This is a genomic window from Streptomyces sp. Q2 (assembly GCF_056820935.1).
On sequence record NZ_JBXEJE010000039.1, the window covers coordinates 37,697 to 59,368 of the forward strand.

Here is a 21,672-nt window from a genome sequence, read left to right on the forward strand (position 1 = left end):
GGCCTTCGCCGTGAGGGAGTCGGTCACACGCCCGCGTAGGAGTGCTTTCCGGTCACGAAGATGTTGACGCCGTAGTAGTTGAACAGCCAGCAGCCGAACGCGATCAGCGCCAGGTAGGCGGCCTTGCGGCCCTTCCAGCCGGCCGTGGCGCGGGCGTGCAGGTAACAGGCGTAGGCGACCCAGGTGATGAAGGACCAGGTCTCCTTGGGGTCCCAGCCCCAGTAACGGCCCCAGGCGTCGCCCGCCCAGATGGCGCCCGCGATGATCGTGAACGTCCACAGCGGGAAGACGGCGGCGTTGACGCGGTAGGAGAACTTGTCGAGGGAGGCCGAGGAGGGCAGGCGCTCCATGACGGAGGTCGCGAAGCGGCCGGGCGTGCCGCCGGTGACGAGCTTGTTCTCGTACGAGTCCTTGAAGAGGTACATCAGCGTGGCGACGGCGCCGACGTAGAAGACCGCACCGCAGAAGATCGCCGTGGAGACGTGGATGTACAGCCAGTACGAATGCAGCGCGGGAACCAACTGGTCACTCGCGGTGTACAAGACAGTGACGGCGAGACCGAGGTCGAGGAGGACCGTGGTGATCAGGAACAGCCCGAGCCAGCGCACGTTCTTCTTCAGCGCCAGCAGCGCGAGGTACACACCGACGGCCACCGTCGAGAAGGTGATGTTGAACTCGTACATGTTGCCCCACGGCGCCCGCTGCACCGAGAGCGCGCGGGCGAGCACACCGCCGAACTCGATGAGGAAGGCGAGCACCGTGAGGGAGATGGCGATACGACCGTAGAGGTCGCCCTGCTCGTCCCCGCCGTGCGCCCCGGGCCCGTCCGGCACGTCACGCGCACCGGCCGCGGACCGCACGACCACCTTCGGCCGCTCGAGTACGGCGGTCCCGCCGGCCGTGTTCACGGTGACGGCGGGGGCGGCCGCCTTCTTGCTCGCGGTCAGCGCGGCCGCCGTACGGCCGATCTTGCTGCGGCCCCCGAAGATCCATTCGGTGATGTACGCGAAGAAGGCGAGGGTGTAGACGGCCATCGACGAGTAGATCAGCGTGTTGCTGAGGTTCGCGAGGTTTTCGTTGGTGGCGGCGGCGAGATTCGTCACGGCGGCTAGATCGGTTGCGGCGGCGAGAGTCACTTCTCAGGCCTTTCGGCAGGTACGACTTGGGGGTCGGGGGTGGGGGTGTCGTCGGAGGAGGCTTCTGCTTCGGGTGCCCCCGGTGCCTGGTCGTACAGGACCCCGGCGAGGTCGCCGAGTTCCTCGGGCACCTTGGCGGACTCGCTGCGGCCGAGGCCGGCCATCTCGACGACGGTGACACCGTCGTCGCCCTTGACGGCCCGCACCCACACGCGACGGCGCTGGATGAACAGGGAGGCGGCCAGACCGAAGATCGCGGTGATCGCGCCACCGAGCGCCCAGCCGCTGCCGGGCTGCCGGGTGATCTGGAAGTTGGCCCACTCCTTGGTGCCCTCGTAGGTGACCGAGCCGGCGCCGCCCGGGAGCTGCATGGTCTCGCCGGGCTTGAGGTTCTCCCTGAGCTGCTCGCCCTTGGAGTTCTTGAACTCCTTCAGGTGGCTCTTGTCGAGCTGGTACACGCTCTGCGGGATGCCCGCGTCGACACCGAGGTCGCCGTGGTAGGCCTCCAGGTTGAGCACCGGGTTGGTGAGCGCCGGGAACTGCGAGGCCACCTCGTTGCCCGGCACGTAGGACGGCAGGAAGAAGGCCTGGAAGCCGAGCTGTTCCCGCTCCCCCTTGGCGTTGCGGTAGCCGTCCATGACCTTGATGGCACCGGAGGAGGTGACGTTGGAGTCGAGCGGCAGGAGCGGGACGGCCTGGTTGTAGACGACGTTGCCCTTGGCGTCGCGGACGGTGATGACGGGCGCGTAGCCGTGGGCGGTGAGGTAGACCTTCGAGTCGCCGATCTCCAGCGGCTCGTTGACCTTGACGGTGGTCTTCTCGTCCTTGCCGTAGGCGCCGACGCTGTAGTCGAGGCGCGCCTGGTAGGTGCGCGGGGTGCCCTTGTTCGGGCCGCTCGTCTCGTAGGTGCCGGTGAAGTCGTCCAGGGTGAAGCTGAACGGGTCCAGGTCGTCCTGGCTGAAGAGGTTGCCGGACTTGAAGTCGTCGTACTGCGTGATGGTGTTGGAGAACCCGTCACCCTCCACGACCAGCTTGTTGCCCTCCATCTTGAACAGCTGCCCCCAGGCGAAGGCCGTGAGCAGCACGATGAGGGCGATGTGGAAGGCGAGGTTGCCCACCTCGCGCAGATAGCCCTTCTCGGCGGCGACGGCGTCGCCCGCGAGGTGGGCGCGGAAGCGGCGCTTCTTCAGCAGGGCGAGCGCGGCCTCGCGGACCTGCTCGGGCTCGGCCGCGGTGCGCCAGGTGGTGTAGGCGGGCAGCCGGGTCATGCGTCGGGGGGCGCCCGGCGGGCGGCCGCGGAGCTGGCCCACGAACTGCCAGGTGCGCGGGACGATGCAGCCGATGAGGGAGACGAACAGCAGGATGTAGATCGCGGAGAACCACACCGAGCTGTAGACGTGGAAGAGGCCGAGCTTGTCGTAGACGTCACCGAGGGCGGGGTGGGCGTCGCGGAAGTCGGCGACCTTCGTCTCGTCGGTGCCGGACTGCGGGATCAGCGAGCCGGGGATGGCGCCGAGCGACAGCAGCAGGAGCAGCAGCAGCGCGACCCGCATGGAGGTGAGCTGCCGCCAGAACCAGCGGGCCCAGCCGATGACGCCCAGGGCGGGCAGGTTGGGCAGCTCCTCCTTGGGCGCGGTGGACAGCTGGGAGCCGGCGGTGCCGAGGTCCTGGTCGTCCGCGGTCGCGTCGGAGGGCGCGCCGGTGGTCGTCTTGCTCATCGATCAGATCCCCACAGTGAAGCCGTCGGACCAGGTCTGCATCTCGGAGACGATCTGGTCCCACGCGCCGGTCAGCAGCAGCAGACCGGTCACGATCATCATGGTGCCGCCCAGGCGCATCACCCAGACGTAGTGCCGCTTGATCCAGCCGAAGGCGCCGAGCGCCTTGCGGAAGGCGACCGCGGCGAGCACGAACGGTACGCCGAGGCCCACGCAGTACGCGACCGTCAGTATCGCCCCGCGGCCGGCGCTCGCCTGGTTGAAGGAGAGTGCCTGCACGGAGGCGAGGGTGGGTCCGATGCAGGGCGCCCAGCCGATGCCGAAGAGGGCGCCGAGGACGGGGGCGCCGACCAGTCCGGCGGTCGGTTTCTTGTGGAAGCGGAACTCGCGCTGGGTGAGCCAGGGCATCAGGCCCATGAAGAAGACGCCCATGAGGATCATGAGGACGCCGAGCACCTTGGACAGGATGCCCTTCTGCTCCTGCAGCGACTCGCCGAAGTACCCGAACAGGGCCCCGCCGGAGACGAACACGGCGGTGAAGCCGAGCACGAACAGCGAGGCGCCGACGACCATCCGCCCGCGCCGGGCCTCGGCCAGGTCGGTGCCGGTGACTCCGGTGACGTAGGAGAGGTAGCCGGGGACCAGGGGCAGGACGCACGGTGAGAAGAAGGAGACGAGTCCGCCGAGCAGGGCGATGGGCAGGGCGACCAGCAGGGCCCCGCTGAACACGGTCTCGTTGCGGCCCGTCGCCTCGGCGAGGGTCACCAGCGCGCTCACGTCACTTCTCCGCGAGGACGGGCTTGAGCATGCTGAGCAGATCCTCCTCGCCGAGGGCCTGCAGGGCCCGCGCGGCGACCTTGCCGTCCTTGTCGATGACGAGCGTGGAGGGGATCAGCTGCGGGTTGAGGGTGCCCTTCTTGAAGCGGAGCATCAGCTTGCCCGTGGGGTCGTACAGGCTCGGGTAGGTGATGCCGAAGTCCTTCTCGAAGGAGAGCGCGACGCCGGTGCTGGTGTCCCGGGTGTTGATGCCGACGAACTGGACGCCCTTGCCGGCGTACTCCTTGGAGATCTTGGAGAAGTACTTGGCCTCCGCGCGGCACGGGCCGCACCAGGAGCCCCAGACGTTCAGGACGACGACCTCGCCCTTGTAGTCGGCGACGTCGAGCTGCTTGCCGGCGATGGTGGCGCCGGAGAGGTCGGGGGCCGCGACCCGTTTGCCCTGCGCGACGGTGTCGATGCCGTTGTTGCCGGTGACGAAGTTGGTGTCGCCGCCTCCGCCGGACGTACCGCCCGAACCGCACGCGGAAAGGGTCAGCGCGGCTGCCGCGGTAACGGCGGTGAGAAGGACGGCACGACGACAGGTGCGACTACGGCTGGCGGCACTCATGTGAAAAGTTTCGCATGCCCGTTCCGGGGATCTTGCGCACCCCCCTTGCGGGCGGAAACCCGCATTTCAGGCAGCGTTCGAGGAGGTCGCCGAGGCGGTCGAGCCGGTGTCCTTCAGGAACTCGCTCCAGCCGCCGACCGGCTGCTGCCCGACGTCGAGCGTACGCAGCTTGGCGAGCACCTCCGGCTTCTGTACGTCCATCCAGTCGACGAACTGCCGGAAGGAGACCAGGCGTACGTCCTCGCCCTTCTCCTTCTCCCGCGCGATGTGCTTCAGGGCCTCTTCGACGGCGTCCATGTAGATGCCGCCGTTCCAGTGCTCGAAGTGGTTGCCGACGAAGAAGGGGGCCCGGTTCGTCTCGTATGCCCGCTTGAATCCCCCGATGTAGGCGCCGGCTGACTGCTCGCGCCAGGCCGGGTAGTTGTGGGAGGGCGCGTTGGTGGAGTTGATGGACTGGTTGGCGAGCATGTTGTAGTCCATCGACAGGACCTCGAACCGGCGGCCGGGGAAAGGTATCGCCTGCAGGGGCAGGTCCCACATCCCCTCCCGCTTCTGCGGCCAGACCTGACGGCCGCCGGGCGAGGAGGCGTCGTAGCGCCAGCCGAGTTCGCGGGCGGTGGGCAGCAGGTTGTCCTGGCCGAGCAGGCAGGGGGTGCGGCCGCCGACGAGTTCCTTGTCGTAGTCGAAGGGCAGCGCGGGCAGGTCGGTCCAGCCCGTGTTGGTGCGCCACTCCTTCACGAAGGACTTGGCCTGGTCGATCTCGCTGCGCCACTGCTGGGGCGTCCAGTTGCCGACGGTGCCGGTGCCGGCACAGAAGTGGCCGTTGAAGTGGGTTCCTATCTCGTGCCCTTCGAGCCAGGCCCGCCGGACGTTCGTCAGCGTCTCCCTGACGTGCTCGTCGGTGAGGTAGCCGATGTCGGAGGCGCCGCGCGGGTTGTTCGGCGGGTCGTAGAGGCGCTTCTTCGACTCGGGCAGGAGATACAGCCCCGAGAGGAAGAAGGTCATGCTCGCCTGGTGCTCCTTGGCGAGGTCCAGGAAGCGCGGGAAGAGACCGTTGCCGACTTCACCGGCCCCGTCCCAGGAGAAGACCACGAACTGGGGCGGGGTCTGCCCCGGCTCCAACGGCTCCGGCTTGGCGGGCTGGTGGGGCTGCTTGCCGGTGAAGGAGGTGGAGCCGTCACCGAGGGGGCGGGCGGTGGGCTTCGGACTGCCGGAACGACCGCCCTTGGAACCGGAACCGGAACCACCGGCATGGCTCGACCCGTCTGACGAGGTGAGCGTGCCGCACCCCGCCAGTCCTGCGGCGGCCGCGGCGCCCGCGCCGAGCCCGAGTGCTCCCCTGCGGGTGAGAGTGCGCATTGCATCCCCGTTCGTCACGTTCTCTGGTGGTCACCCAGTCAGAGGTGGCGACGAACGGGGAGGTTCCTCCGATACTTACGGATTTCGTAACGAAGGCAAACAGACGTGCCCTACGCCCCGAAGGCCTTGCCCTGCCCCTTCACCGGCCTGGCGCCGGCGAGGAGATGGGCCGGGACGAGGTCGCGGGCCGGCTCGGTGTAGCCGACGGACACGATCTTGTCGCCCCGGTAGGTGAAGGTCGTCAGGGACGCGAGCGTGCACTGCCGCTTGCGCGGGTCGTGCCACAGCCGCCGCTTCTCGACGTACGACCGCACGATCCAGATCGGCAGCTGGTGACTGACGAGCACGGCCTCGTGGCCCCGCGCCCGGTCCTTCGCCGCGTCCAGCGCGCCCATCATGCGGATGACCTGGTCGACGTACGGCTCACCCCAGGACGGCTTGAACGGGTTGACCAGGTGCTTCCAGTTCTCGGGCCTGCGCAGCGCCCCGTCCCCGACCCCGAAGGTCTTGCCCTGGAAGACGTTCTCGGCCTCGATGAGCCGCTCGTCCGTGGCGATGTCCAGCCCGTGCGCCTTGGCGATCGGCGTCGCCGTCTCCTGCGCCCGCTCCAGCGGGGAGGCCCCGACGTGCGTCACGTCACGGCCGGCGAGGTGCTCGGCGACCCGGTCGGCCATCTGCCGGCCGAGTTCGGAGAGGTGGTAGCCGCCGAGACGGCCGTACAGGACGCCGTCCGGGTTGGCGACCTCGCCGTGCCGCATCAGGTGGACGACGGTGATGTCCTTGTTGTCGTTGCCGCTCATGCTTGCGTGGCCTCCGCAGCCGCTCGGGCCGCCGCCGGAAGGGCGTCGGCGATCAGCTGGACGGCCCGCTCGTCGTGGGCCGTGGACACGAACCAGGACTCGAAGGACGACGGCGGCAGATAGACACCGTTTGCCAGCAGGGAGTGGAAGAAGGCGGTGAAGCGGTACGACTCCTGCGCCTTGGCGTCCTCGTAGTCGCGGACCGGGCGGTCCGTGAAGAAGACGGAGAACATGTTGGAGGCGTTCTGCACGGTGTGCGCCACGCCTTCCTTGGTGAGGGCCCCGGAGACCAGCGCCTGGATCTGCGCCGACACGTCGTTGACCTTGGCGTAGGCCGCGTCGTCGAGGAGCCGCAGCTGGGCGAGACCGGCGGCGGTGGCGACGGGGTTACCGGAGAGGGTGCCGGCCTGGTAGACGGGCCCGGCGGGCGCGAGGTGCCCCATGACATCGGCGCGGCCACCGAAGGCGGCGGCCGGGAACCCGCCCCCCATCACCTTGCCGAAGGTCATCAGGTCGGGCCGGACGCCGTCGATGCCGTACCAGCCGGCCTTGCTGGTCCGGAAGCCGGTCATCACCTCGTCGGAGATGTACAGCGCGCCGTTCTGCGCGCACGCGTCCTTCAGCCCCTGGTTGAAGCCGGGCATCGGCGGTACGACGCCCATGTTGCCCGGCGATGCCTCGGTGATCACGCAGGCGATCTCGCCGGGGTGGGCCTGGAACGCGGCGTGCACGGCGTCGAGGTCGTTGTAGGGCAGGACGATGGTGTCGCCGGCCTGGGCACCGGTGACGCCGGGGGTGTCGGGGAGGGCGAAGGTGGCGACCCCGGACCCGGCGGCGGCGAGCAGTGAGTCGACGTGACCGTGGTAACACCCGGCGAACTTGATCACCTTGGTGCGACGGGTGAACCCGCGGGCGAGGCGGATGGCCGACATGGTGGCCTCGGTCCCGCTGGACACCAGTCGCACCTGCTCCAGCGGCTCGATCCGGTCGACCATCTCCTCGGCGAGCGTGACCTCGCCCTCACCGGGCGTGCCGAAGGAGGTGCCGCGCGAGACGGCGTCCTGCACGGCGGCGATGACCTCGGGGTGGGAGTGCCCGAGGATCATGGGCCCCCAGGAGCAGACCAGGTCGACGTACTCGCGCCCGTCGGCGTCCTTGAGGTAAGGGCCGCTGCCGGACACCATGAACCGGGGCGTTCCGCCCACGGCACGGAAGGCGCGCACCGGGGAGTTCACGCCGCCGGGCGTGACGACGGCCGCGCGGTCGAACAGGGCCTGCGAGACAGGCGCATCGTATGAATAGGGCAGTTCGCTCATGTCCTGCGACTTCTCCGACCTTCTCCGACTGCTCGGACTCCGGTTTTGCCAGTGACCTCCTCAGGGTAGGCCAGGGGGCACCGACGGCAGCGGGGCCGCTGTCCAGGCGGGGCGGATGCGCGGCTGAAGCGGTGCGGATGCGCCGGTGGAGCTGGGGCGGATGCGCCGGTGATCGGGTGCGGACGCGCTGCTGAGAGGGCTACCGACCCGGCAACCAGTCCCGGCCCCCCGTCATCTGCGAGACTGGGGCCTGATACACACAGCTCACAGGGACGAAGTTGTGGTGAGCCCTGTTCAGGGGCTGCGAAGATCCTGCGGTCAGGTGTTTCAACGCACGTTTCGGCGGGCGGCCGTGGGGGAGGTCACTGACACGATGATCGGGTTGCGCGGCCGGGGCCACGCGTCCTAGAAAAGCAGTCGGGTGGAGATATGCATCGCGGTGGCGGACTGGGCGAGGGGACTGACGGCCTGGGTCCTCGACGTGCCCGGCGGGGAAAGCACCGGCGCGACGCGGAGGAATCGAACGAAGCCCGGCAGGGACACGTTGTACCAGGTGTACCCGGTGGATCGGGTGAGGAGCCGGAGCGGGCCGACCGACGGGTCGACCGGCTGAGGGCGGGGAGCAGGAATGGTGGTCGGGTGGGGGTGACGTACAAGTACTTCGGCGCGCCGGACGGCGCGACCGCAGCCCGCGTCCCGATCTCGATGCGCCCCGAGGAACTCGGCGGCGACGAGCTCGGCATGAACGGCATGTTCACCAAGATCAAGCCGGAGACCATGGCCGCGATGGTCCTCACCGGCATCGAGGGCGTCCCCCTGCACAAGGTCCCGCCCCTGGAACTCGTCGTCCTGCACCCCGACTACGCGGTCGTGAAGCTCCCGATGACAGTGGTCGACCCCCTCCGCGGCATAGGCGAGGAGGCTGTGGGCGCGGCCGCGTTCATCTGGTCGACCGTGCCGGACCGGGGCGGGCCCCGGGACGCGTTCAACGTCTACCAACTGCTCCACGAGTGGCAGGACTTCTCGCACCGGTTGCACGAGGCGGGGCATCAGCCGTACTGCCTGGTGTGGCCGTGAGCTGAGGTTTCGTAACCTTCGGGCGGGGTTTTCGGCCCCGCCCTCGTCATGTCCGGACGGGCCCGGCCGACGTCGTCGCTGGTTCAGCCGCGCGGCGGCCGCGTCAGTCGTGTGAGCAGCCCGGCGACCAGTGCCGTCTGGGCGGGAACCGTGTCGGGGTGGATGAACTCGCCCTGGGCGTGGGCGTGGGCGCCGTCGCCGACCGCGCCCATGCCGCACAGCACCGGCAACCCGAGCGCGGCGACGAAGTTGGCGTCGCCGGCACCGCCGACGGCGGCGTCGGGCAGTTCGCCTCGGCCCTGCTCGCGGGCGACCTCGCGGGCGACCTCGCGGGCGACCTCGCGGGCGAGGAGAGGGGCGGAGGCGGCGTTGAGGGTCACCGGCGGCCGGTTCCAGGCGTGTTCGATGTCGATGCGGACGCGGGGGTCGCTGACCTCGATGGCGTCCAGTGCGGCGTCGACCCGGTCCTGTTCGGCCTCGCTGCCGACCCGGATGTCGACGCTCGCGGTGGCCTGCCCGGCGACGACGTTGGTGGCGGAGCCGCCCTTGATGAGCCCGGTGTTGACCGTGGTGCCCTTGCCGGGGTCGGCGACGGCCGTGGCGGCGACCACGAACTCGTATAGCGCGGTGATCGCGCTCGCCCCGTCCTGGGGCGCGAGCCCGGCGTGCGCCTCGACGCCGGTGGCGGTGACCCGGAAGATCCCGGAGCCCTTGCGGGCGGTCTTGACCGCACCGTGAGCGGTCGGCTCCAGGACCAGCGTGACGTCGGCCTTCTGCGCGACCTCCTCGATCACCGGGCGTGAGGACAGTGAGCCGATCTCCTCGTCGCCGTCGAAGAGGAAGGTGACGGTGGGCACGGGTGCGCCGCTCTCCCTGGCCAGCTTCAGTGCCCAGATGCCTTGGGCCAGGCCGGTCTTCATGTCGAAGATGCCCGGTCCGCTGAGCTTCGCCCGGCCGTCCGTCGACGGCTGCTCCCAGTCGGCGAGCGTGCCGGTGGGCCACACGGTGTCGTAGTGGCCGACGAGCGCGACGTGCCCGGCGCCGGTGCCGGTGTACGTCAGCGTGAGGGGCATCGGCGCGATCCTGTCCGCCGACGCCGGCACGCTGAAGCGCCGTTACGACCGGCTGCACGAGGCCCGGATGGTCCGCGTGATCGGACAGACCGACTGGGGCATGCACTCCACGGCGATGCCGGTCCACGTATTCCTGGACATCACCGGCGGCACCCCGCTGGCCGTCCTCGACCGGCTCCGCGGACTGCCCCACCTGCAGCTCCTGGCACAGATCTCCGGTGACTACCCCCTCTACGCCGTCGTCCACGCCCCCTCGGAGGCGGCCCAGCGAGGCGATCGACCGGATGTTCTCCGTCCCCGGCGTCCGTCGCGTCAACGCCCTGCCCGCGCTCAGCACCCTGCGCCGGGGCATCACCTGGGACCCCCAGTTCCTGACCAATGCCGAGCGGGCCGAACTGCTGAAGCAGGCGGGCGCGCGGCCGGAAGGCACCGCGAAGGCGACGCCCCCCCGCCAAACCCCTCAGCGAGGCCGAGCGCACGGTCGTCACCCAGCTGTTCCAGGACGGCCGGGCCTCCGCCGCGAGCATCGCCCGGGCCTGCGACCTCGCCACCTCCACCGCCCACCGCGTCGTACGCCGCGTCCTGGACGAACGGTGGGTCCAGCCGCGCCTGGAGATCGTGTCGGAATGGCTGGGCTTCCAGACCCCTTTCATGCTCCGCCTGCGGGTCGCGCCCGGCGAGACCCGCAGGCGGAGCATCGACCGGCTCCCCCAGACCCGGCTCGTCGCCCACGTGGCCAGCGACATGTCCGTCCTCGCCACCGGCCTGGTCACCGACCGCTCCGCCCTGGCGCTCTTCATCGACGACGAACTCGCCAGGATCCCCGGCATCCTCACCGTCAGCGTCGACGTCATGCTCGCCGAACCGCGCCGCTACTGGCTGGACCGGGACCTGACCGGTGGCCTCGGGGAGCTCCACGCGCCGACACTGCTCTGAGTGGTTCGATGTATGTCAACATAGACGTATGTCGAACTTGAAGGTGTTGCCTCTGCTGGAACCCGGGATCCCGGAGGCCGCCGCACCGTGCTGCCCACCACTGACCGAACGGCCCCTGACCGCCGACGAGGCCGAGCGGACGGCACGGATGTTCAAGGCGCTCGGTGACCCGGTCCGGCTCCGGCTGTTCTCGCTCGTGGCCTCGCACGAGGGCGGCGAGGCATGCGTGTGCGACATCTCCGACGTCGGCGTCTCCCAGCCGACCGTCTCCCACCACCTGAAGAAGCTCAAGGAGGCCGGCCTCCTCACCTCCGAGCGACGCGGCACCTGGGTCTACTACCGGGTCGAGCCGTCGGTGGTCGCCGCGATGGCCCAGATGCTGAAGGTCGCCGGCTGAGCGACGCCGGGAAAGTCCGTACGGCTCCCGGCCGGGGAGATCCACCGCTCTCCCCGCGGACGGTCAGTCCGGCCGTGGGGTGCGGTTCTCGTGGGCGGGGGCGTGGCCGTCCTGGCCGGTGGTCGAGTGCGGGCGGAGGGGAAGGACCAGGGCGCGGAGTACCTCCGGGGCCGACGGGCGCGGGCTCGCAGGGTCCGAGGGGCGGCGGACATGACCGATGTCCTGCCACCCCCACGACAGGAACGCGTCGAAGGCCGTGGTGTCGGCCCGGTCGACCAGCGTCGCCCCGAGGGAGGCGTGGTGGTCGGCGAGCAGGCGTTCCTGGAGTCGGCGGGCGAGGTTCCGGTCCATCGTGTGGGGGTGGACGAGGGTCTCGGCGATCGCGAAGACGTGTCCGGACGCGGTGAGTTGTTCCACGCTCCGGGGAAGAGCTCCGACGAATCCCCGCCACCACGCCCCCTCGCGCCGTACGGGGAATCCGTAGGCGCACCCGACGAAGGCCGTGTCCTCTCCGACCAGCAGGGCGAACCCGGGCCGACGCATGTCACCGGTCAGCCGCCGCAGGAACCCCTCCCGGCCCTCGTACTCCCTGCCGGCCCGCGCCCGCGAGGCCTCCACGTACAGGTCGGCCAGGTCCTCCCGCAGGGTCTCGGCCTGCCCGCGGTTCAGCCGCCGCAGGCGTACCCCGTGCGCGGGTGACGGCGTGTTCGCGACCGTCACCGCGCACCACCGTCCAGGGTGAGCGCGGCACGGGTTTCGCGGCCGGGACGGGCGGTTCGGTCGTGCCGCCGCACCTTCGGGTCGTGCCGCCGCACCTTCGGTCGGGGAAGGGTCATGGCTCCTCTCCTGGGGCGTCCTCGTCGGGCCTACGACTGCTCGGGCGCGTCGGCCTCCCGCTGTCCCTTGCGGGCGCGGCGTGTCTTCCACGGGCGGGCCGGCACCGGTACCCGCAGAGCGGGGCGGGGCGAGCCGTAGTGGAAGGCGGCGATGCGCTCGTCGTGCTGCGCGTTGAGCCGTCGGATGAGGAGCACGCCCACGGCGGTCATCGCCAGGATCACGACCACGGCCACGATGACCTCCATGGCCATCACCTCCCTGTTGTCGGCTGATGCTGGGTCGGAAGCGGCGCCGGGTTCTCCTCCGCCATCAACCGGCTCGCGGTCGACGTGCGTCGTGGGTCGCTCGCGGCGGCCATCAGCCGGGCGGCAGCGGCGGGAGTCGTCTGCGGCGGGATCACCAACAGGTTCCAGCGGCCCACGCGGTAGGAGAGCAGCAGCAGTTCGTGCGGGTCCTGCTCGCCGTGGAACCAGCCCACCTTCACCAGGCGGCCGGCGACGGGCACCTTGCGCGGGACGATCGGCCAGTGGGTGGGATTGACGGTGACGCGGGTGATCCGGCCCCACAGCGGGTCGAGTACGGCTGTCAGGGAGGGAAGTTCGGCCGCGAGGTCCCGGGTGCGGGGCCACCAGGCACCGTCCAGGAGAGCCGGCGCGGAGCCGGCGGGAGCCAGGGAAAGGCGAAGTGAGGGGACCGAGGGCCGGTCTTCGAGTGTCGACGAGCGGGTGATGGTCGCAGCCATGGCGCAGGCCCTGCCCCAGGCCGATCGGGACCGGCCCGGCGTCTTCGATCACCGAAAACGACACAGGCGTGGAGGCCGGTGCGCGGAATATCCTCGGTCGTTCCAGCCTACTCCTGGGGCCGGCCGACCGGACCGGCGAAGGGGCCGGAAAGGGACCTGCGACCGGACCGACCGAACAGGCCGACCGAACCAGCCGACCGACCGAAGTCCGGCCCGCAGGCCACCCCGCGCACACCGGCCATCCCTCGCCGCATCACCCGTCGGTCACCCGCGCACAAGGACGTCGATCGACCTCCACCTCGCGAACGGCCGGCACGTCGGCCCGGCCTCCCGCGACACGTCCCGTACGAGGATCAGGGCGCCCCCGTCACCCGCCACGGCGATGCGGTCACGTCCGGAGCACCGGGGAGGGGCGGGCGAGAGCGACAGCCGTCCCGTGTCCGACGACGCGGACACCGGCCCGGTCCGACCGTCCGCGATGCCGTCCGCACGTCCCGCCGTTCCCGCGCACCCCGCACCCCGCACCCCGCACCAGACGCCCGTCATTGCCCGTCTCCCTCCTCAACCCCCGCCCACCGTGAACCCGATCACCGTGCCGCCCCCCTCCCGCCGCACGGCGAAGGGTGCTCCCCCGTGTGCGAGTGCCACCTCCCGCACGATGGACAGGCCGAGGCCGGACCCCGGCAGGGAACGCGCGTCGGCGGCGCGGTAGAAGCGGTCGAAGACGCGGACGAGGTCGCCGTCGGCGATGCCGGGCCCCCGGTCGAGGATCTCGACGCGGACCGTGCCGGGCCGGGCCGGACCGCTGACCTTGATCTCGATGGGCGCGGTGCCGTCGCGGTCGAACTTGGCCGCGTTCTCGACGAGGTTGGACAGCGCACGCTGGAGCATCCCCGGGCGCCCGTCTGTCGTGGTGTCACCGCTCGCGCGGACGACGACCTGCCGCCCGGTACGGCGGCGGGCGAGGCCGGCGACGTCCTCGGCGATGTCGGCGAGGTCGACCCGCTGCGGCGGCTCGGTGTCGGACTGTCCGGCCGCGAGGTCGACCAGCTCGTTGACCAGGTCGGTGAGTTCGCGAGCTTCCTGACCAAGGTCCGCCACCAGCTCGTCCCGGGTGCCGGGGGGCAGCTCGTCGATCCTGCGCAGCAGCGAGATGTTCGTGCGCAGGGAGGTCAGCGGCGTACGCAGCTCGTGTCCGGCGTCCTGGACGAGCCGGCGCTGGTCCTCCTCGGACTGGGCGAGCCGCCCGAGCATGCGGTCGAAGGCGCGGCCGAGGCGGCCGACCTCGTCGTAGCCGGCGACGGGCACCTGGATGCCGAGCCGGCGGGTGCGGGCGACGTCCTCGGCGGCGGAGGTGAGGATCACCAGCCGTCGGGTGATGCGGCGGGCCAGCCACCAGCCGAACAGCCCGGCCGCGGTGACGACCGCGAGCATGAGGATCAACGTCCGCTGTTGCAGGGCCCGCAGCAGGTCCTCGGTGTCGCTGAACTCCTGCGCGACCTGCACCGCGCCCCGCCCGTCGCCGAGCGCGACGGTCGCGACGCGGTAGACGTCGTTGCCGACGTCGACGTCCTTGTGCTCGACCATCGTCCCGGCCACCGGCCCGGCGGCGATCCGCCGGTCGCCGGCGACGACCGGCAGCCCCGGCCGGCCGGGGTCGACGACGCCGCCGTTCGGCCCGAGCACCTGCACGTCGGTGCGGGCGGGCCTGACGAGGTCGTGGCCCGGCTCGGAGGAGGAGAAGTCGTCGGGTGTCATCCGGTGCGTGCGCACCTCGTCCCGCAGGTCCTGCACGACCTGGTCGAAGACGGACTCCTGGTCGACCCGGACCAGCCGGGCGGCGGCGCTGTAGGACAGCACGCCGACCAGCAGGGTGACGGCGGCGGTCACGGCCGCGAAGGACACGGCGAAGGTGGTCCGCAGCGACAGGAGCCGGGGCCGCCGTCTCACCAGCAGCCGCCCGAAGCGGCCCATCCCTCAGTCCTCCCGCAGCACGTAACCCACGCCGCGGACCGTGTGGATCAGCAGCGGCGCCCCAGGCTCGTCGAGCTTGCGGCGCAGGTAGCCGACGTACACGGCGAGGTTCTTGGAGCCCGGTCCGAAGTCGTAGCCCCAGATCCGGTCGTAGATGGTGGAGTGGTCCAGGACGATGCCCGCGTTGCGGACCAGCAGCTCCAGCAGCTCGAACTCGGTGCGGGTCAGTTCCAGCTCCCGCCCTCCGCGCCAGGCCCGCCGCGCCTGGACGTCCATCCGCAGCCCGGCCGCCTCGACCCGGCCCTCGGGTGCCTCGGCCGTCTGCGGCGGCGTCGGCGCGCCGCTCAGCGCGCCGACCGGGCTGGTCCGGCGCAGCAGCGCGCGCAGCCGGGCGAAGACCTCCTCGACGTCGAAGGGCTTCACCACGTAGTCGTCGGCGCCCGCGTCCAGCCCGGCGATCCGGTCCTGGGTCTCCACGAGCGCCGTCAGCATCAGGATCGGTGTCCGGTCCCCTTCGGCGCGCAGTACCCGGCAGACCTGCAGCCCGTCGATCCCGGGCATCATCACGTCCAGCAGCAGGACGTCCGGCGGACTCTTGTGGGCCTGGGCGAGCGCCTCGACACCATCGGCGACCGCGGTGACCCGGTACCCCTCCAGGGTCAGGGCGCGCTCCAGCGCATGACGGATGGCGCGGTCGTCTTCGGCGAGCAGCACGGTTCGGGGCACGTCCTCAGTGTGCCAAGCCCGCACAGTCGTACGGCGTGATGAACGGCTCACCGAGTGCCCTTCTTACTGCCCTCTCACCGGTGGGGGCGCAACCCGGGGCGCGCCCCTACCGTCCTCTCACCCTGCCGTCCGCAGCGCCGCCAGATGCTCCTCGAACGGCACGACCGCGAAGTCGTCCTTGACCGGCCTGGCCGCCGACAGCCCCGTCATCAGGGCCGCCAGCTCCCCGGCCGCGCGCTCGATGCGCCCGTCCAGACCCTGCGCGCCCCAGTCCTCCGAGGCCGCGTAGACCCCGGTCGGGACGACGACAGCCCGCAGGTGGGCGAAGAGCGGCCGCAGCGCGTGCTCGAGGACGAGGGAGTGGCGGGCGGTGCCGCCGGTCGCGGCGATCAGCACCGGCGTCCCCGTCAGCGCGTCCTTGTCGATCACGTCGAAGAACGACTTGAACAGCCCGCTGTACGACGCGGAGAACACCGGCGTGACGACGATCAGTCCGTCGGCCCCGGTCACCGCGTCGATCGCGGCGGCCAGTTTCCGCCCGGGGAACCCGTTGGTGAGGTGGTGCGCGATCTCCACGGCGAGGTCGCGCAGCTCGACGACCTGGACCTCGGCCGGCAGGTCCCGGCCCACGGCCGCGGCCAGCCGGTCCCCCAGCAGGCGGGTGGAGGACGGGACACTCAGTCCGGCCGAGACGACGACGAGCTTCATCCGACGTTCACTTCCTTCGAGGCGGCGGCGAGCAGGGACTGGTGCGTGGGCGCCTCGGGCACCCCGGCCGGACGCCTGGCGGCGAACTCCTTGCGCAGCACCGGCACGACCTCCTCGCCGAGCATGTCGAGCTGTTCGAGCACGGTCTTCAGCGGCAGCCCGGCGTGGTCGACCAGGAACAGCTGGCGCTGGTAGTCGCCGGCGTACTCGCGGAAGGCCAGGGTCTTCTCGATGACCTGCTGCGGGGAGCCGACGGTCAGCGGGGTCTGGTCGGTGAAGTCCTCCAGCGACGGCCCGTGCCCGTAGACCGGGGCGACGTCGAAGTAGGGCCGGAACTCGCGCACCGCGTCCTGCGAGTTGCGCCGCATGAAGACGTGGCCGCCCAGGCCGACGATCGCCTGCTCGGGGGTGCCGTGCCCGTAGTGGGCGTACCGGCTCCGGTAGAGCTCGACCATCCGCTTGGTGTGGTCGGCCGGCCAGAAGATGTTGTTGTGGAAGAACCCGTCGCCGTAGTAGGCGGCCTGCTCGGCGATCTCGGGCGAGCGGATCGAGCCGTGCCAGACGAAGGGCGGTACGCCGTCCAGCGGGCGGGGTGTGGAGGTGAACCCCTGGAGCGGGGTGCGGAACTTCCCGTCCCAGTTCACGACGTCCTCGCGCCACAGCCGGTGCAGGAGGGCGTAGTTCTCGATGGCGAGGTTGATGCCCTCGCGGATGTCCTGGCCGAACCAGGGATACACCGGGCCGGTGTTGCCGCGCCCCATCATCAGGTCGACCCGGCCGTCCGCGAGGTGCTGGAGCATCGCGAAGTCCTCGGCGATCTTCACCGGGTCGTTGGTGGTGATGAGGGTGGTGGCGGTGGAGAGGATCAGCTTCTGCGTCCGCGCGGCGACGTACCCGAGCATGGTCGTCGGGGACGACGGCACGAACGGCGGGTTGTGGTGCTCGCCGGTCGCGAACACGTCGAGCCCGACCTCCTCGGCCTTCAGCGCGATGGCGACCATGGCCTTGATGCGCTCGCGCTCGGTCGGCGTACGGCCCGTGGTCGGGTCCGGCGTGACGTCGCCGACGCTGAAGATCCCGAACTGCATGGTCGCTCAACCTCCAAAGTTGTTGACCGTTGAACTATATCCTGAGAACGGTCGCCCCCGCCGCCGTATTCCGGCAACCCGGCGACTGTCGGTCCCCCGTCCTACGATCGGTTCATGGCCCCCGTACGCCGTGACACCCGAGGCATCGTCGACGCCGCGGAGCTCTTCACACACGTGGACTTCCGCCGCGTCGAGCCCGCCGAGCCGCTGCGCCGGTACGTCGAGCAGTACTGGCTGATCGACTGGGACCTCTCCGAGCCATACGTCTCCCATGTGGTCCCGCATCCGGCGGTCAACATCGTCTTCCAGCACTTCGCGGACCAGGAGCCCTTCGTCGAGGTCACGGGCATCCAGTCCGGCCTCTTCGCGCAGAAGCTGGAAGGCCGGGGCCGGGTGTGCGGCGTCAAGTTCCGGCCGGGCGGCTTCCGCCCCTTCGCACCCGAGTACCCCGTCACCCACTGGACGGGCCGCCGGATCCGCTCCCCCGAAATCCTCCCGGACGCGGACCCCGCGGCGATCCTCACCCCGGACGAGGAGAAGGCCCGGATCGCGGCCCTCGACACCTTCCTCCTCGGCCTGGACCCGCGACCCGACCCCCAGGCCGACCTCGCCACGGCCCTGGTCGACCGCATCCACACCGACCGCACGATCCGCCGCGTCGCCGACTTCGCCCGCGCCGAGGGCATGTCCGTACGCCTGCTGCAACGCCTGTTCGCCGCGTACGTCGGCGTCGGCCCCAAGTGGGTCATCCTGCGCTATCGCATCCACGAGGCGCTGGAGCGGGCGGAGACGGACAAGGCGGTGGACTGGGCGGCCCTCGCCGCCGACCTCGGTTACGCCGACCAGGCCCACCTGGTGCGCGACTTCGCGGCGACTGTGGGCGTGCCTCCGACGGCGTACGCGCAAGCCGTGCACTGACCCCCGACGGCGTACGCGCAAGCCGTGCACTGACCTGCCGACACCAAAAGCGCTTGACCCCTCGGCACTTCCGGCCTCACATTTATCTGCGTGACACAGATACTGCATAACGAAGACGAAAAGAGAACGTCCGCCCGCACCCGCTGGGCGATCCTCGCCGTGGTCCTCGCCGCCGACGTCCTGGACCTCCTCGACGCCACGATCACCAACATCGCCGCCCCGACGATCACCAGGGATCTCGGCGGCGGTGCGAGCCTGATCCAGTGGCTCGGCGCCTCCTACGCGCTCGCACTCGGCGTGCTGCTCGTGCCCGGCGGCCGGCTCGGCGACAAATACGGGCGCCGCCGGCTCTTCCTGTTCGGCCTGACCGGCTTCGTCGCCGCGTCCCTGGCCTGCGGACTCGCCCCGACCCCGCTCGTGCTGGTCGTCGCCCGCCTCGTCCAGGGCGCCTTCGCCGCGCTCGTCATCCCGCAGGGCTTCGGCATCCTCGGCGCCACCTGGCCGCGCGACCAGATCGGCAAGGCGTTCAGCCTGTTCGGACCCGTGATGGGCCTGTCCGCCGTCGGCGGCCCGATCCTCGCCGGGTTCCTCGTGGACGCCGACATCGCGGGTCTCGGCTGGCGCCCCATGTTCCTGATCAACCTGGTCCTGGGCGGCGCCGCCCTGCTCGCCGCCGTACGCCTGCTGCCGCGTGACACCGGTGACCCGTCCGTGCAGGTCGACGTCCCCGGGGCGGCGTTGCTCGCCGGCGCGCTGCTCGGCCTGCTCGGCGGCCTCATCGACGGCTCGGACCACGGCTGGACGTCCCGCGCGTGCGCTCTGGTGCTCCTCGGCCTCGCCCTGTTCGCCGGGTTCTGCCACCGCCAGCGCACCGCCGCCCATCCCCTCATCCAGCCCTCGCTGCTGCGTAACCGCGGCTTCACCTCGGGCCTGGTCCTCGGCGTCGTCGCCTTCGCCTCGACGGCCGGCCTCCTCTACGTCATCTCGCTCTTCCTCCAGCGCGGCCTCGGCCGCTCCCCCGCCGGCACCGCACTCGGCCTGATCCCCCTGTCCGTCGGTATCGTCATCGCGTCCATCGCCTGCTACCGCCTCATCCACACCCACGGCCGCCGGCTCATCGTCGCCGGACTGCTGATCGTCCTCGCGGGCTGCGGCTACCTGGCCCTCCTGGTCGGCACCTCAGGTACCGGCACCGGCGGTTGGGCGCTCGTCCCGCCCGTGCTCCTCATCGGCCTGGGCATGGGCACCTGCTTCGGCACGGTCTACGACGTCACGATCGGCGACGTCGAGCCCGAGGAGGCGGGCAGCGCGAGCGGTTCGCTGAGCGCGGTGCAGCAGGTCGCGAACGCGATCGGGGCGGCGGCCGTGACCACCGTGTACTTCCACACGGCCGACGGCGGCGAGGCCCACGCGATGAGCGTGAGCGTCGTCGTGGTCGCCGCGGCCACGCTCCTGTGCGTGCCCCTCGTCCGCCTGCTGCCCCGCAAGGCACCGGCGGAGCACCACCACTGAGGCCGGCCCCGGCCCTCGGGTGCGGCCGCCGAAGAAAATCCGGCCGCCCCGTCACACTTTCGCCCCGCTCCCCGTCAACCCGGTGAACGCACCACAGCCCAACCGATGAGGAGCACCCCATGTCCGTCGCCCACACCGTCGTCACCCTGCTGGCCGCCGCGATGGCGGGGTACTCCGGGGTCGTCGTCCTCACCCGGGCCGAGTGGATCACCAAGGCGCTGACCGACTACCGGGTGCCGAGCTCGTGGTGGCCCTGGCTCGGGGCGGCGAAGGCCGCCGGGGCCATGGGTCTGCTGATCGGCCTGTTCGTGCCGGTCATCGGGATCGCGGCCGGGATCGGCCTGGTGCTGTACTTCGCCGGGGCGGCCGTCACCGTGGCACGGGCGCGCTGGTACGCGCACCTCCCGTTCCCGCTGGTGTACGCCGCCCCGGTGGTCGCCGCGATGACACTGGGCGCCCTGGCCTGACCCGGCCGGCCGCCCCTCAGGGAACGAGCACCAGCCGCCCCCGCACCCCGCCCTCCGCGAGCCGGGCGTGCGCCTTGGGGGCCTCGTCCAGGGCGTACGTCTCGGCCACCCGGAGGGTCAGCACCCCCTGATCCACCAGCGCGGCCAGCTCCGCGAGCCGGGCCCCGTCCGCGCTCACCTCCACCGCGCCGACCCGCACGCCGCGCACCGCGTCCGGAGCCGCCTGCGGGATGACACCGGCGAAGGCGCCGCCGTCCCGCACCCACTCCAGGGCCCGCTCCCCGAGAACCGCCGCGTCCAGCACGGCGTCGACGCAGCCCGGCCCGACGGCACCGGTGGTGAAGGACGAGGCCCCCAGCGACCGTACGAGCTCCTCGTCCTCCGCACGGGCCAGCGCGGTGACGGACACCCCCCGGTGCGCGGCCAGTTGGACGGCGAACCCGCCGACCGCGCCCGCGGCCCCCGTCACCAGCAGCGACTGCCCGGGCGTCAACTCCAGCAGATCCAGGGCCTGTACGGCCGTCAGCGCGTTCAGCGGCAGGGTCGCCGCCGCCACCGCGTCGACCGACCCCGGGGCGAGCGCCACCGCGTCCGTGTCCACGACGACGTACTCGGCGTGCGTGCCCAGCGGCTTGACCACGCCGTAGGCGAGCGCCACCACCTCGTCGCCGACATTCCAGGCGGCGGCCACGCCTGTCGCGTCCACCGTCCCGGCCACGTCCCAGCCGAGCCCGAGCTGCTTGCCCGCGCCGCCGAAGACCCCCGCCCGCACCCCGGCGTCCACCGGGTTCAGCGCGGCCGCCGCGACCTTGATCCGCACCTGCCGCGCCGCCGGCTCGGGCAACCCGGTCTCCACGACCCGCACGGCCTCGGGCCCGCCGAAAGCGGTCACCACCACAGCTCGCATGTCCGTCAACTCCCTGTACGTCACCGATTGCCTCGGAATCTCCTCAGCTGTCGACAACCCTAGGAAGAGTTACTATCCATCAGGAAGTAGTTACCCAAGAGTGCGTACGTACCCCGGAGGTGAGCCATGGCGACCATGACAGCGGCCCAGCGGCGGGAACAGGCCCGCGCCGAGTACGACGCGTTCATCAAGGGCTGCCCCACCAACCAGCTCCTGGACCGGCTCAGCGACAAGTGGGTCAGCCTCGTCGTCTCCGCCCTCTCCCCCGGCCCGCTCCGCTACAGCGACCTCGGCCGCAAACTCGCCGGCGTCAGCCCCAAGATGCTCACGCAGACGCTGCGTTCACTGGAACGCGACGGCATCCTCACCCGCACGGTCACCCCGTCCGTCCCCGTCCGCGTCGACTACGAACTCACCGACCTGGGCCGCAGTCTGAGCCTGCTGCTCCTCGCGGTGAAGGACTGGGCCGAGACCCACATCGAGGAGGTCCGGGAGGCACGGGAGCAGTACGACGCCGAGGACGCGGCGGCTTCCTAGCGGGCCCGCCCGTCCCTCAGCCGTCGGATTCCGGGCCCGGGCCGGTGCCGTTCAGAC

22 protein-coding genes and 1 pseudogene are annotated in these 21,672 nt (G+C 71.0%); 7 read left to right on the top strand and 16 right to left on the bottom strand.

Features of this window, described 5'->3' with window-relative positions:
* Positions 1–23 precede the first annotated feature (23 nt).
* The 7 genes from ccsB to hemL form a co-directional block, all read right to left on the bottom strand.
* Positions 24–1,136 carry a c-type cytochrome biogenesis protein CcsB gene (ccsB, locus tag ACWBNA_RS35675; protein ID WP_482708658.1) on the bottom strand — a complete coding sequence of 371 codons (1,113 nt, stop codon included), beginning with the start codon at positions 1,134–1,136 and terminating at the stop codon, positions 24–26.
* On the bottom strand, positions 1,133–2,854 hold the full coding sequence (gene resB, locus ACWBNA_RS35680) for a cytochrome c biogenesis protein ResB (protein WP_482708659.1): 1,722 nt from the start codon (positions 2,852–2,854) through the stop codon (positions 1,133–1,135). Before resB ends, ccsB begins: the two co-directional genes overlap by 4 nt.
* Positions 2,855–2,857: 3 nt before the next feature.
* Positions 2,858–3,631: a cytochrome c biogenesis CcdA family protein gene (locus ACWBNA_RS35685; RefSeq protein WP_482708660.1), complete on the bottom strand. Its 774-nt coding sequence runs from the start codon at positions 3,629–3,631 to the stop codon at positions 2,858–2,860.
* Between the two features lies 1 nt (position 3,632).
* Positions 3,633–4,241, bottom strand: coding sequence for a TlpA family protein disulfide reductase (locus ACWBNA_RS35690; protein WP_482708661.1), 609 nt, complete (start codon positions 4,239–4,241; stop codon positions 3,633–3,635).
* A 66-nt stretch (positions 4,242–4,307) separates the two neighbouring features.
* Positions 4,308–5,600 (bottom strand): polysaccharide deacetylase family protein, encoded by a 1,293-nt coding sequence (locus tag ACWBNA_RS35695; protein ID WP_482708662.1) that lies wholly within the window; start codon positions 5,598–5,600, stop codon positions 4,308–4,310.
* Positions 5,601–5,710: 110 nt separating this feature from the next.
* Complete coding sequence (locus ACWBNA_RS35700; protein WP_482708663.1) at positions 5,711–6,400, bottom strand: histidine phosphatase family protein; 690 nt, start codon at positions 6,398–6,400, stop codon at positions 5,711–5,713.
* Complete coding sequence (gene hemL, locus ACWBNA_RS35705) at positions 6,397–7,716, bottom strand: glutamate-1-semialdehyde 2,1-aminomutase (protein ID WP_482708664.1); 1,320 nt, start codon at positions 7,714–7,716, stop codon at positions 6,397–6,399. The genes ACWBNA_RS35700 and hemL overlap by 4 nt, the downstream gene beginning before the upstream one ends.
* A gap of 639 nt (positions 7,717–8,355) precedes the next feature.
* Between hemL and ACWBNA_RS35710 the strand changes: the two genes are divergently transcribed.
* The gene (locus ACWBNA_RS35710; RefSeq protein WP_003974483.1) at positions 8,356–8,793 is read left to right on the top strand and encodes a hypothetical protein; all 438 of its coding nucleotides are present in this window, start codon (positions 8,356–8,358) and stop codon (positions 8,791–8,793) included.
* A gap of 83 nt (positions 8,794–8,876) precedes the next feature.
* Here the strand turns inward: ACWBNA_RS35710 and ACWBNA_RS35715 are convergent, their stop codons facing one another.
* On the bottom strand, positions 8,877–9,866 hold the full coding sequence (locus ACWBNA_RS35715) for a M20/M25/M40 family metallo-hydrolase (protein WP_482708665.1): 990 nt from the start codon (positions 9,864–9,866) through the stop codon (positions 8,877–8,879).
* On the opposite strand from ACWBNA_RS35715, the pseudogene ACWBNA_RS35720 reads away from it, so the two are divergent.
* Together ACWBNA_RS35720 and ACWBNA_RS35725 are read left to right on the top strand one after the other, a co-directional pair.
* A pseudogene (locus tag ACWBNA_RS35720) lies at positions 9,865–10,802 on the top strand (Lrp/AsnC family transcriptional regulator); the annotation flags it as partial. The gene ACWBNA_RS35715 and the pseudogene ACWBNA_RS35720 overlap by 2 nt on opposite strands.
* 28 nt (positions 10,803–10,830) lie before the next feature.
* A complete protein-coding gene (locus tag ACWBNA_RS35725) occupies positions 10,831–11,199 on the top strand; it encodes an ArsR/SmtB family transcription factor (RefSeq protein ID WP_482708666.1) in 369 nt (122 codons plus the stop codon).
* Between the two features lie 63 nt (positions 11,200–11,262).
* Here the strand turns inward: ACWBNA_RS35725 and ACWBNA_RS35730 are convergent, their stop codons facing one another.
* The 7 genes from ACWBNA_RS35730 to ACWBNA_RS35760 all read right to left on the bottom strand — a co-directional run bounded on the left by ACWBNA_RS35730 (position 11,263) and on the right by ACWBNA_RS35760 (position 17,274).
* Positions 11,263–11,919 (bottom strand): hypothetical protein, encoded by a 657-nt coding sequence (locus ACWBNA_RS35730; protein ID WP_482708667.1) that lies wholly within the window; start codon positions 11,917–11,919, stop codon positions 11,263–11,265.
* A 146-nt stretch (positions 11,920–12,065) separates the two neighbouring features.
* Positions 12,066–12,281, bottom strand: a complete 216-nt coding sequence (locus ACWBNA_RS35735) for a hypothetical protein (protein ID WP_482708668.1) — start codon at positions 12,279–12,281, stop codon at positions 12,066–12,068.
* A gap of 5 nt (positions 12,282–12,286) precedes the next feature.
* Positions 12,287–12,778, bottom strand: a complete 492-nt coding sequence (locus tag ACWBNA_RS35740) for a DUF5994 family protein (RefSeq protein WP_482708669.1) — start codon at positions 12,776–12,778, stop codon at positions 12,287–12,289.
* Between the two features lie 561 nt (positions 12,779–13,339).
* The gene (locus ACWBNA_RS35745) at positions 13,340–14,752 is read right to left on the bottom strand and encodes a HAMP domain-containing sensor histidine kinase (protein WP_482708670.1); all 1,413 of its coding nucleotides are present in this window, start codon (positions 14,750–14,752) and stop codon (positions 13,340–13,342) included.
* Positions 14,753–14,755: 3 nt separating this feature from the next.
* Entirely contained in the window at positions 14,756–15,466 is a 711-nt protein-coding gene (locus ACWBNA_RS35750) for a response regulator transcription factor (protein ID WP_482708715.1), read from the bottom strand.
* Between the two features lie 129 nt (positions 15,467–15,595).
* Entirely contained in the window at positions 15,596–16,186 is a 591-nt protein-coding gene (locus ACWBNA_RS35755; RefSeq protein ID WP_482708671.1) for an FMN reductase, read from the bottom strand.
* Entirely contained in the window at positions 16,183–17,274 is a 1,092-nt protein-coding gene (locus ACWBNA_RS35760; protein WP_482708672.1) for an LLM class flavin-dependent oxidoreductase, read from the bottom strand. The genes ACWBNA_RS35755 and ACWBNA_RS35760 overlap by 4 nt, the downstream gene beginning before the upstream one ends.
* A 114-nt stretch (positions 17,275–17,388) precedes the next feature.
* Here ACWBNA_RS35760 and ACWBNA_RS35765 point away from each other — a divergent pair, with 114 nt between their 5' ends.
* The 3 genes from ACWBNA_RS35765 (at position 17,389) to ACWBNA_RS35775 (ending at position 20,171) form a co-directional block, all read left to right on the top strand.
* Positions 17,389–18,192: a DUF6597 domain-containing transcriptional factor gene (locus tag ACWBNA_RS35765; protein WP_482708673.1), complete on the top strand. Its 804-nt coding sequence runs from the start codon at positions 17,389–17,391 to the stop codon at positions 18,190–18,192.
* Between the two features lie 90 nt (positions 18,193–18,282).
* Positions 18,283–19,704 carry an MFS transporter gene (locus tag ACWBNA_RS35770; protein WP_482708674.1) on the top strand — a complete coding sequence of 474 codons (1,422 nt, stop codon included), beginning with the start codon at positions 18,283–18,285 and terminating at the stop codon, positions 19,702–19,704.
* Positions 19,705–19,823: 119 nt separating this feature from the next.
* Entirely contained in the window at positions 19,824–20,171 is a 348-nt protein-coding gene (locus ACWBNA_RS35775) for a DoxX family protein (RefSeq protein WP_482708675.1), read from the top strand.
* A 16-nt stretch (positions 20,172–20,187) separates the two neighbouring features.
* Here ACWBNA_RS35775 and ACWBNA_RS35780 read toward each other — a convergent pair whose 3' ends face one another.
* Positions 20,188–21,078 carry an NADP-dependent oxidoreductase gene (locus ACWBNA_RS35780; protein WP_482708676.1) on the bottom strand — a complete coding sequence of 297 codons (891 nt, stop codon included), beginning with the start codon at positions 21,076–21,078 and terminating at the stop codon, positions 20,188–20,190.
* Positions 21,079–21,204: 126 nt separating this feature from the next.
* Between ACWBNA_RS35780 and ACWBNA_RS35785 the strand changes: the two genes are divergently transcribed.
* The gene (locus tag ACWBNA_RS35785) at positions 21,205–21,615 is read left to right on the top strand and encodes a winged helix-turn-helix transcriptional regulator (RefSeq protein WP_482708677.1); all 411 of its coding nucleotides are present in this window, start codon (positions 21,205–21,207) and stop codon (positions 21,613–21,615) included.
* Positions 21,616–21,672 lie beyond the last annotated feature (57 nt).